Annotated in this window: 11 protein-coding genes; all 11 read right to left on the bottom strand. The window is 36.8% G+C overall.

Annotated elements, in window-relative coordinates:
• Positions 1 to 28: 28 nt before the first annotated feature.
• The 11 genes from JF75_RS04470 to rsmH all read right to left on the bottom strand — a co-directional run bounded on the left by JF75_RS04470 (position 29) and on the right by rsmH (position 11,382).
• Positions 29 to 334 carry a YggT family protein gene (locus tag JF75_RS04470; RefSeq protein WP_046332021.1) on the bottom strand — a complete coding sequence of 102 codons (306 nt, stop codon included), beginning with the start codon at positions 332 to 334 and terminating at the stop codon, positions 29 to 31.
• Positions 334 to 774, bottom strand: coding sequence for a cell division protein SepF (locus tag JF75_RS04465; protein WP_046332020.1), 441 nt, complete (start codon positions 772 to 774; stop codon positions 334 to 336). Before JF75_RS04465 ends, JF75_RS04470 begins: the two co-directional genes overlap by 1 nt.
• A 15-nt stretch (positions 775 to 789) precedes the next feature.
• Positions 790 to 2,124: a cell division protein FtsZ gene (gene ftsZ, locus JF75_RS04460; RefSeq protein ID WP_046332019.1), complete on the bottom strand. Its 1,335-nt coding sequence runs from the start codon at positions 2,122 to 2,124 to the stop codon at positions 790 to 792.
• A gap of 14 nt (positions 2,125 to 2,138) precedes the next feature.
• Complete coding sequence (gene ftsA, locus JF75_RS04455) at positions 2,139 to 3,497, bottom strand: cell division protein FtsA (RefSeq protein ID WP_046332018.1); 1,359 nt, start codon at positions 3,495 to 3,497, stop codon at positions 2,139 to 2,141.
• A 61-nt stretch (positions 3,498 to 3,558) separates the two neighbouring features.
• The gene (locus JF75_RS04450) at positions 3,559 to 4,413 is read right to left on the bottom strand and encodes a cell division protein FtsQ/DivIB (RefSeq protein WP_046332017.1); all 855 of its coding nucleotides are present in this window, start codon (positions 4,411 to 4,413) and stop codon (positions 3,559 to 3,561) included.
• A gap of 16 nt (positions 4,414 to 4,429) precedes the next feature.
• On the bottom strand, positions 4,430 to 5,536 hold the full coding sequence (gene murG / locus JF75_RS04445; RefSeq protein ID WP_046332016.1) for an undecaprenyldiphospho-muramoylpentapeptide beta-N-acetylglucosaminyltransferase: 1,107 nt from the start codon (positions 5,534 to 5,536) through the stop codon (positions 4,430 to 4,432).
• A 1-nt stretch (position 5,537) separates the two neighbouring features.
• Positions 5,538 to 6,917: a UDP-N-acetylmuramoyl-L-alanine--D-glutamate ligase gene (murD, locus tag JF75_RS04440; RefSeq protein WP_046332015.1), complete on the bottom strand. Its 1,380-nt coding sequence runs from the start codon at positions 6,915 to 6,917 to the stop codon at positions 5,538 to 5,540.
• A gap of 7 nt (positions 6,918 to 6,924) precedes the next feature.
• Positions 6,925 to 7,887, bottom strand: a complete 963-nt coding sequence (gene mraY, locus JF75_RS04435) for a phospho-N-acetylmuramoyl-pentapeptide-transferase (RefSeq protein WP_379859282.1) — start codon at positions 7,885 to 7,887, stop codon at positions 6,925 to 6,927.
• A 7-nt stretch (positions 7,888 to 7,894) separates the two neighbouring features.
• Positions 7,895 to 10,060 carry a penicillin-binding protein gene (locus tag JF75_RS04430; protein ID WP_046332013.1) on the bottom strand — a complete coding sequence of 722 codons (2,166 nt, stop codon included), beginning with the start codon at positions 10,058 to 10,060 and terminating at the stop codon, positions 7,895 to 7,897.
• Entirely contained in the window at positions 10,060 to 10,422 is a 363-nt protein-coding gene (gene ftsL, locus JF75_RS04425; protein WP_046332012.1) for a cell division protein FtsL, read from the bottom strand. Before ftsL ends, JF75_RS04430 begins: the two co-directional genes overlap by 1 nt.
• Positions 10,423 to 10,434: 12 nt before the next feature.
• Positions 10,435 to 11,382 carry a 16S rRNA (cytosine(1402)-N(4))-methyltransferase RsmH gene (rsmH, locus tag JF75_RS04420; RefSeq protein ID WP_046332011.1) on the bottom strand — a complete coding sequence of 316 codons (948 nt, stop codon included), beginning with the start codon at positions 11,380 to 11,382 and terminating at the stop codon, positions 10,435 to 10,437.

The following is an 11,382-nucleotide window of genomic DNA, read 5'->3' as shown; positions in this document are numbered from 1 at the left end:
AAAAAATTTATCAACTCTTTATAAAAAATCAAACAAACAACCTAAATAAGATGTTTGCGACCCATTTTAAGACATAATATTGCACAAAATAAAGAAGCACTAAGCCAATTAAAAATGAAATATCCAATCCAGTAGCATTAGACAGTCTTGCAATCGGTCCTTTACGAAAAAGGTTCAAATATGGATCAACTAACAAGTCAATAATACGACCAACAGTCGAATCACGTAAAGAAGGAACCCAACTTAAAATTGCATCGATTACCATAATGATACTATAGATCCATATTATATAATCTAGAATATAAATGCCGTAATATATGATATTTGCTGCCATTAACTTAAAGTATCTTTCTTATCAACTAGGTCACTAATTTTGCCATTAGTAACGAATTTAGGAGGCGTTGCTAAAAATATTTTATCGCCAATACGCTGTATTTCACCATTTAGGGCATAAACTGTACCTGTAATAAAATCAACAACTCTTCGAGCAGAAGCATCTTCCATCCTGCTAAAATTAATAATCACTGCTTTGTTATTCAACAAGTTTTGTGCTACATCTTTAGCATCAGAATAAACACGTGGCTCATAAAGAACAATTTTGCTTTTAGCCGCATTCATGCCAGATTTTATTGAAACTACATTGTCACGATCAACAGCACCAGCAGAATAATTATCCTCATTATTTAATTGTTGCTCTTCTGTATATTCGTCATCCAGCATTTCATCGTCATCGTTTGCAACACCGAAAAACTTACCTATTTTACTAAAAGCCATCTCTCTTGCCTCCCATTAGTTTTCACCACGATGCCTGAAAAATGGTATATCATCAGTATCATCGTCATCAAAAGCGTTGGTTTCAATTTGTGAAATACTACTTTGATCGTCGTCATCAAATGAACTTGATCTTTGCTCTTGATTTGAAGCAGAAGGAGTCGAGCGACGATTTCCTTCGTTATCATTATCCAGCCCCCAAACACTTGTTGGATCAACCATAGGCCTATGCTTTGGAGCGGTTTGAACAGTTTGGGCGCCATCATCAGTTGCAGGCTTGGGTTCAACCGGTCTTTCAGCTGAATTTGTTCTCTGCATAGATGAATTAGTTTGACTAGGTTGTGACTTTATCTGGTGACTATGCCCAGGAAGCTGCTTAGAAGCTTCCTCTTCTGCTTGTGAATTAATTCCTGTAGCAATAACAGTCACAACAACCTCATCCCCTAAATTAGGATTGATAGATGTACCGAAAATGATATTAACATCATCACCTGCAGCTTTTGAAACGATTTCTGAAGCATCCTGCGCTTCAAATAAAGTTAGGTCAGGACCACCAGTGATGTTCAGGAGAACCTGCTTTGCACCATCAATTGAAACTTCAAGCAATGGTGAAGAAATCGCCAGCTTAGTTGCTTCAACAGTCCGATTTTCTCCACTTGCACGACCGATACCCATTAAGGCTGCTCCCTGATTTGCCATAACAGTTTTAACATCGGCAAAATCAAGGTTAACATAATCAGTCGAAGTGATTAAGTCAGAAATGCCTTGAACACCTTGTTTCAAAACATTATCAGCTTCTTTAAAGGCATCCATCATAGGTGTCTTTTTATCAACCATTTCTAATAAACGATTATTGGCAATAATAACAAGCGTATCAACATATTGCTTCAGTTGGGCAATGCCTTCGGCAGCATTTTTGGACCTTTTTGGACCTTCGAAAGTAAAGGGACGAGTAACAACGCCAACAGTCAAAGCACCGGTTTCACGTGCAATTTTGGCTACAATTGGTGCAGCACCAGTTCCAGTACCGCCACCCATACCGGCAGTAATGAAAATCATGTCTGCACCTTTTAACGCATCTTCAATAGTTTGCTCACTTTCTTCAGCCGCTTTTTGACCTACTTCGGGATGAGAACCAGCTCCGAGTCCTCTCGTCAATTTTGGCCCTAACTGAATTTTATTTTCAGCTTTATTACTATTTAATGCTTGTACATCCGTGTTAGCAGCAACAAAGGATACCCCCTGCACGCCATCATCGATCATTCGATTAACAGCATTACCACCAGCACCGCCGACACCAATAACTTTGATGACAGCATTTTTATTGTCGTCAGAATCGAATGTAAAATCCATCTAATTAACCACCTTTAATCAAAGAACTTTTTGAAGAAGTTCTTAAAGCCTTTATCTTTATTTTGCGTATTAGTTTTCGGTTTACTTTGCGTAGATTTTTCCCGCTTTAGTAACTCATGTCTATTATATTCTTCTTTTCTTTTAGTTTCATTAACAGCAGCCGTTCTTTTCGAAGTTTTTGTTTTTTCTGGAACAGTTCCTTGCTCTTGACCAAATGAATCTTTGCCATATATGGCGCTAATTACTAAAAAATCAATATCAGACATTTTATATGCATAGTTAACGACACCGTATGCGGCTGAGTATATTGGATTGCGCATTCCAATCTGGTCAGGTTGATAAATTCTAGCTTTTACATTTAAAGTATTGGCTATTATGCTATCAAAACCTTGCAACAGACTGCTTCCACCAGTAATAATGACACCGCCAGGCAACTTTAAAGCATCATGCTTATCCAGTCCCTTTTCAATTCTATCAATAGTCTGCATAACTCTAGCGTTAATAATTTCACTTAAATAGCTCTCGTCAACCATCTGTTGACCATTTGAACCCACACTATTAACAGCGAATTTATTTTTAGCAGAAGCTAAATTCGGATCAGCATAGCCATAATCAAGTTTAATTTGTTCTGCATCTTTTTTAGATGTACTAAGAACAACAGAAATGTCATTGCTAATGTCACTGCCACCTTCAAAATCAATATTAGCATATTTAATCTGATTATTGTGAATAACAGTAGCAGTAGTTACACCACCGCCTAAATCAAGAATAACTGAGCCAAATTGCCGCTCACTTTCACTTAAAGCTACACTGGCAATAGCAAGTGGCGTGGGAACAAAAAAGTTATTAGAATAACCCGCACGCTCTATCGCCTTTTTAATATTATGCAGAGAACTTGCTGGAGCTGTTAGCATGATGCCCTGGACCGACAGGGAATGGGCAATCATTTTACGGGGATCATCAACCTCAGTTTCACCATCAATTAAAAAGCGGCTTGGCAAAAAAGCAATAGGTTCACGTTCGTTTTTTACTGCAGACCTGATTGCAGCGCCCACTACGCGTCTGACATCATGGTTGCCAACTTCTTGACCATTATCGCTTACATTAACCAAATCGCTTGCAGTTTCCAGTTGAAGCATACCTACCGGTATGCCAGTTACAACCCGATAAATCTTTGCGTTTGTTTTTTTGGCTATTTCCTTTAAGGCTTTACTAATAGCAGCTGCTGTTTCATCGATATCAACTATATTGCCATGGCGCATTCCTCTGTTGGGAACCGCTACAGCTCCGATAACTTTACCAGAATCTGCTACAACCGCTTTCACGCTTGTGGTACCAATATCTAAGCCCACTAATAAATTTGTATTGTCCAAAATTTACCCCCTGTCGGTGCTCTTTACAAAAATTTTACCATAAAAGTAGCTTAAATTCAGCCTAAGTTAAGCCGTAAGCTCTTTTTTCACTTGGTGTAAGTGGTCTGCTAAACGCACCTACTTCTAAATCAATTAAAGTATTTTTCCCCACTTTAGTTTTTATTTTATTATAGTACTTTAATTTACTTTTGAGGGTAGAAACGTTGCCAATGACTACATTTCCGTTTTTCATCAGAAAAATAACTTGTGACTTTCTTCTTGTGTTGCCGCTTAATAATTTTATCTGACTTTGGAAACTTACAGGCAGACTATTAAACAAGTGAAGAGTTTCTTGCAATGACAATTCATGATTATATCCCACAAAAACCGGCTTACTAGGACTTACTTTTGACCATGGAATTACCTGGGTACCTAATTTGCCATGTGAAAGTATCTTCCGGTACCCTTTGGCATTTTTAACGTAACCGATCGTATGGTATTCGTCAATATTAAGAACTAAATTGTTAAAATTTTTAACCTGAATATTGATATTTTTTATCTCAGAGTATTTTGAAGACAGTTTATGATCTATGCTGTTCTTATTAAACAGATGGTCAATTACTTTATCACTGGCTTTAATATCAGCAGTTTTTACAACTTCCCTTATTGGCAAATCATTTTCTCCATTAATTTGAATACTTTTCACATTTGCCAAAGGTGAAATATAATACCCTAGTCCCAAAATGGCCACAACTGATATGCCAACAACAAGTCCTAGTCGTTTAAACAGCGCAGACTTACGCTCACTATGTAATTTTGATAACGAGGCAGAGACTTTTGCTTTAGCTTTAAACTTTTTCTTCTGATTAGTTTCGTGGTCTAAATAAGGCGATAACTTTTCTTTGGGATCAATTTTTGTTACTCGCTTCTTAGTCAACTGCCTCACCTTCTTCTTACTTAGATAAATCTTGCATTACTTTAATTACTTCATCAGAAGCATCAGGAACGCCTAATTTCTTTGAAGCTTTGCTCATTTCTGTATAATATTTACGGTCTAAAACGATATGATCAATTGAGGAAATAAAATTATTGATATTAAGGTCGCTTTCTGCAATTACCGTTGCAGCGCCAGCTTTTTCCAAGTCAAGAGCATTTTTCATTTGATGATTGTGAGTAACGTTAGGACTGGGAATTAATATGGCGGGAACACCTAAAGCCGTAAATTCCGCAATACTGGTTGCTCCGGAACGTGAAACCACACAGATCATTTTAGGCAAAAGTGCAGGCATATCCTTAACATATGGCAAAATTTTAATAGTTTTACCATAATCTATATTAGCCAGTTTTTCTTGGATTTCCTTATAATAATATGTTCCAGTTACCCAGATTAACTGATACGGTTTTTTTTGCAAACGCGTCAACGACTTAAGCATAATTCGGTTAATGGCTAAAGCTCCACGAGATCCCCCGAAAACTAATACAGTAGGTATAGTTGGATTTAAATCCCATTTGCTTTGCATGTCAACTTTTGTCGATGATAAGTTCAGTACTTGCTGAGAACGTGGATTTCCGGTTTTTACTAGTTTTTTCTTCTCAGAAAACTGTTTAGCGGCATCATCAAACGTATAACAAATTTTATTTACATAGTGGCCCAAAAACTTATTAGCAACCCCAACTACTGAATTCGATTCATGAATCAAAGTTGGTATTTTCATTTTAGCTGCTTCATAAACTACGGCACCACTCACGTAGCCTCCAGTGCCCATGACAATATCAGGCTTAAACTCACTAATAATTTTTTGTGCTTTTTTAGTAGCTTTAAGAAACAACCTAATTGTAGCAAAATTACTCATTATATGTTTACGAGAAAACCCACGCATTTCAATTGTTTTAAAATTCACTCCAGCCGCCGGAACAATTTTAGCCTCCAGGCCATTTTTAGTGCCGACAAACAGAATTTCATCAGTTGTAGCTAAATTACGTTCTTTTAACCGTTCAATGATAGCCATAATAGGGTAAATATGACCACCAGTTCCTCCACCAGTAAATATTATTCTCATTTTATTTCGTCTTCAATTCCTTTATAAATTTAACAAAATAGTCGCCACGTTCTTCAAAGGTTCTAAATTGATCCCATGACGCACAAGCTGGCGAAAACAACATTACATCACCAGGTTTGGTTAATTCATAAGCTTTCGGCACAGCCTCTTGCAACGTATTTTCAATTAAAATATGTTTAATCCCAGCTTTGCGTGCTGCATCAGCCAGGAGATAGCGTGTTTGCCCGTACAATACAACTGCTTTAACGTGCTTTTTTAGAAGAGGAATTAAAGAATCAAAAGTAAATCCTCGATCTAAACCGCCAGCGATCCAGACCTCAGGATCTTCAAAAGCAGGAATTGCAACAGAAGCTGCTTCAATATTTGTAGATTTAGAATCGTTATATATTTTGCGACCTTCAAGTGTCATGACATATTGCAAGCGGTGCTTTGCACCAGCAAAAGTTGTTAAAACAGCTTTAATATCAGCAATATCTGCACCCATTATTTGTGCAATTGCACTTGCAACTAACGCGTTTTGTTGGTTATGAATTCCAGGTAATTTCATGTCAGAAGTCTTCATTATTTTTTCATGCTGATTTTGCAAATAACCATCAGCAATAAAATAATCGGCAGCTTGATCATTTTCAGAAAAAGTCATGAATTTAGCTCTAGTGGTTTTCCTCTCCTTTTCCAAAATATCTTTTTGATCAAAATTAGCCAAAAAATAATGATCTGGGCTCTGCGTTTTAGTAACATTCAGTTTGGCATTAACATAATTAGCAAAAGTTTTATGATAATCCAAGTGAACATTATGATATATATCAATGATTGCTGCAACCTTAGGGTTAATATCTGTAACACCAAGTAACTGAAAACTGGAAGTTTCACAGACTAAAATATCATTCTTAGTCGCTTTTTCAACCACTTCAGATATAGGCACACCAATGTTTCCCACAGCATATGCATGATGACCCTTTTTGGCCAAATGACGAGCAAGAATTTTCTGAGTCAACATTACCGTAGTCGTTTTTCCATTCGAACCTGTAATGCAAATATAAGGGGCCTCACTAACACTCAATGCAATTTCTGGTTCAGTAATAATAGGCAAATTTAATTTTTGAGCCTCTTTTACCATCGGATTTTCATAAGGAATGCCGGGATTCTTTACTAAATAATCAAAACTTTCTTGACTTAATAATTCAATTGGATGCCTGCCGTCAATCACTCGGACACCCTTTTTTTTCAATTCCTGTGCATTTTGGTTTTTGCTTAAATCAGCCTGATCATTTAAAGTCAGCTTTGCACCAAGTTTAAGCAACAATTTACTAACTGCAAAACCGCTTTTACCCAGACCTAAAACCAGAATATTTTTGTTTTGATAAGTCTTAATCTGCCTCATTACCTATTTATCCCCATATCATTAAATATAAAAAACTACCAATTAATCCAACTATCCAGAATATAATATCTACTTTCCATTCAGAATATCCCAGCATTTCGAAATGATGATGAATTGGGGTCATTTTGAAAATCCGTTTGCCTGTGGTCTGAAAAGAGATTACTTGTAGAATTACACTTGCAGTTTCACAAACAAACACAATTCCTATTAACAAAAGAGACCAGGGTTTGTTTAAAAAGATACTTACAGCAGCCAATCCACCGCCTAATGCTAATGATCCGGCATCACCCATAAAAATTTTAGCAGGTTTATGGTTAAAAATAAAAAATGAAATCAAACCACCTATAACACTCATACAAAAGATCAAAACAGCAAAGTTCTTTTGTTTAAATGCAATATAAGAATAAGTAGCATAAGCAATAATCGAAAGTCCTGTTGCTAATCCGTCTAATCCATCTGACAAATTGACAGCGTTAGAAAAGCCAACTAACCAAAAAACTACAAAAATAGTAAATAAAATAGCACTGTTCACAATACCAAAAAATGGTATAAAAAGTTTAAACTGAAAATTATCCGTAGCAGCAATAATGATGATTAAAATAGCAACTAGTATTTGTAAGGAAAATTTTTGCCAAGCATGCAGGCCTAGGTTGCGCTTATAGAACAATTTTATACCGTCATCTAAAAAGCCAATTATTGCATAGCCCAGCAAACTGATTAGTAAAATCCAAATTAACTTTGAAGTTTCATGTTGCCAAAAACTAACCCAAATTGTGGATACTGCAGCCGCTAGAACAAAGACTACTCCACCCATAGTAGGCGTTCCGGATTTCTTTTCATGCCATTTAGGACCTTCATCACGTATTTCTTGTCCTTCGTGATGTGCCCTCATGAAGATAATCATCCAAGGCAGAATGATTCCAGTCAATGCTAATGAACTTACTAATGCGATAATGCTAATAATCAGCATAAAAATGCTACTCCTTTAATTGTATTTTTATTTTTGTACCTGATTTAACAGGCTCTCCTGTAGCCAGACCTTGCTTAAAAACTATTCCTGTTCCTTTGATTCGTAATTTAACTCCTGTTAAATCTGCAAATTGATGCAACTCATCAATAGACCAGCCTTTCATATCAGGACATTTAATACTTCCGCTAGTACGAACAAGCATTAATTTTCCTGACTGTTGTTTTTGACCTGCCGAATATGACTGCGCAGTTATTTTATCACCCGTACCAATCTTAGCAAGTCGTACCCCAACGCGCTGTGCTACCTTTTTGGCCTCTTTGTATTTTAATCCTTTTAGATTGGGTGTTTTAACAAGTGTCGAACTGCTTAGACCATTTTTAGACATAAGAATTACTCTATTCATCATTGGTTTGAAAATTGATGAGAGTATTACTTCAGCCGGTTTACTCATTTTACGAGGCTGTTTGACAGTAATATAAATGCAGTACCGCGGATGTTTAGCAGGGGTAACCCCAACCACTGAAAAGATATAATTATTGTTACCTTTAAGATAACCTCCACCCTTAAGGTTAGCAATCTGAGCTGTCCCTGTTTTGACTGCAATACTTTGGCCTTTCATTTGGTAAGCCGCACCTGTACCAATGCGTTTATTTAAAACTCGTCGCATATTTTCAAGCACAGTAGCTGCAGTTTTTTTGGTATAAACGGGTTGGCCGACATTTTTAATTTGATAACCAGTGATAGTATGATTATTGGCATCCGTAATTTTTTCGACAAACTGTGGTTTTACCATTTGACCATCATTGGCTAAACTACTAAATGCCTGCATCATTTGCATGACATTGACATCAACACCTTGACCAAAACTGGTAACTGCTTGATCAATTGGAGAATTGAATGCAATCGTTCCCGGCTGTTCACCAGGTAAGGTTACTCCCGTTTTTTCTCCAATATGAAATTTTTTGAGATACTTTTTCCACGTCTTGGCACCCATTTGCTGCTCAATATGAACAAAGCCAGTATTGCTTGAACGAGGAAAAGCCTGTGAAAATGGGATGCTTCCCCAACCGTGAGGCTGCCAATCGTGAATTACAGATCCATTAACAGAAACTGATCCTGAATTATAGTATTGGTTAGGATGATAATTTCCACTATTTACAGATGATGACAGCGTTAGCACTTTAAAAACAGAACCCGGTTCATAAGTATCTTGTACCAAAATGTCACGATATGAGTTTTTTAGACCCTTTTCCGTTTGCGGGTTAAAAGTTGGTCTTTGAGAGGCAGCTAAAACCTTTCCCGTTTTAATATCTTCAACGACAGCTGTCATGGAAACCGGATTATATGCATTTTGGACATAGGAGAGCCTGCTTTCAAGATACTCCTGCAGCTGTGAATCAATGGTTAAATAAATATTGTTACCGTCGACTGGTGCCTTATAGGTATGCGTACTATTTGGCGTCTGAAAATTAGAAGCATCTACTGCTGAAACCTGATAACCGTTTTTTCCTGTAAGTACGTCATCATACCAAGCTTCAAGTCCCATTGTGCCTTCGAGATTCTGCTGCTTGGTTTTTTTGTCATATACTGGGGAAGCCATTCCTATTATATGTGAGGCAAAATTACCATTAGGATAAAGCCGAGACTGAGTTTCAAAGAATTTAATCCCAGGCAAATTCATCTTTTCAATTTTATCTTTTTGCTGTTTGGACAAATTAGAACCTGCAGTACCAAATTGTACCTGAAAAACAGGACGAGCAGGATTAAGATATTTTAAAATTTCACTCGCTTTAAGCGGTAAGACTTGGGCTAATTTATTAGCAGTTTTAGTTTTATTAACAACATATTCAGGTTGATTCTTATAATTGATAGAAGATTTATCTAAGATAGCATAAATAGTATATAAATGAGAATCCTGAGCAACTGCCAAACCATTACGATCATAAATTGTACCGCGATTAGCCTTTAATACCTGATTACGCATGTATAATTGCTCGGTTTTAGCAGTTAAATTTTGACCATTAATAGTCTTGGAGATGCCAATGTATAAAAATCTTCCTATAAATACGAGAAAAACCAAAGCAACAGCTACCTCGAGAAATCTCCCGACTGTAAAACGGTATCCGTGAGCTTTGGAATTAGAGTTACTTATCTTACTATTATGCTTTTTCATCAGCGTATAGTCCTAATATTTTTCTCATTCAAGGCTAACCCCTTACTACGTGCAATTTTGTTCATGCGAGAGCTTGAGGTTAACTCACCTAATTCTTGATGCAAATCTCCAACTTGACTTTGCCCTTTTGCAACTGCGCGTTGCACATTGGTAAGTTCATGTTGAGCTGATGTAGCAGAAATACTGGAAGAAACTAGCATTGTCATTAAGCCAATGGTTATTATCGTTCCCAATACAAGCAAGGACTTTTCGAAGCCGGTCCAAGCAACGTTGTGATGATTGAGAACTTGACGTTGTCTCTTCTCTGGATCTCTTTGCTCATTAGGATTAAACTCTACTTTTCTTGCTAAATTATCAGCCATTGTTTTTCCTCTTTACAATTTTTCTGCGACTCGCAACTTTGCACTGTGTGAGCGATTATTATTCTTTAACTCTTCAGCTGAGGCAACAATGGGTTTGCGGTTAACTAAACGAAGCATTGGCTTCAGGTTGTCAGGAATAACTGGCATTCCCCTGGGAACATCAACTTCAGAGTATTTTTTAAAAATGTTTTTTACAATTTTGTCTTCATCAGACTGAAAGGTAATTACGCTAATTCGACCACCAGGTCTTAACAAATGAACCGCTTCTTCAAGTGACTCACTTAAAACATCAAGCTCGTGATTTACAGCAACACGCAAAGCCTGAAAGGTCTTTTTTGCTGGATGCCCACCAGTCCTTCTTGCAAACGCAGGAATTGCTTCCTTAATTATATCAACCAGTTCAAAAGTTGTTTCAATCGGCTTTTTTTGTCTTTTAAGGACAATTTTATGAGCAATCTGGCGAGAATATTTTTCACCACCAAATTTATACAAAATATTTGCCAATTCTTTTTGGCTTGAGTTATTTACTAGTTGATAAGCATCAAGACTTTGCTCTTGATCCATTCTCATGTCTAATCTTGCATCAAAGCGGTAAGAAAAACCCCTTTGTGCTTGATCAAATTGTGGCGAGGAAACTCCCAAATCATAGTAAATTCCATCTATACCATTTTGATAACCCAGCTCAACCAGATTCGCTTTTAAATGGCTAAAATTATCGTGTACCAATTGTAATTTAGGATCAGCATTTTGAACAAGTAAATCAGCAAAGTTTAACTTAGCCGAATTTATTGCATATTCATCTTGATCAAAGCCGATTAAAGTACCACTAGCTAGTTTGCTCAACAAATATTTTGCATGACCGCCACCGCCAAAAGTCGCGTCTACATAAAGACCACCATTTTTCAGTTTTAAATTATCGATTGTTTGGTGTAAGAGTACACTGGTGTGTTTGAATTCCAT

It is taken from the genome of Lactobacillus kimbladii (assembly GCF_000970755.1).
Taxonomy (GTDB): Bacteria; Bacillota; Bacilli; order Lactobacillales; family Lactobacillaceae; genus Lactobacillus; species Lactobacillus kimbladii.
This window is presented reverse-complemented; position numbering and strand designations above follow the sequence as displayed.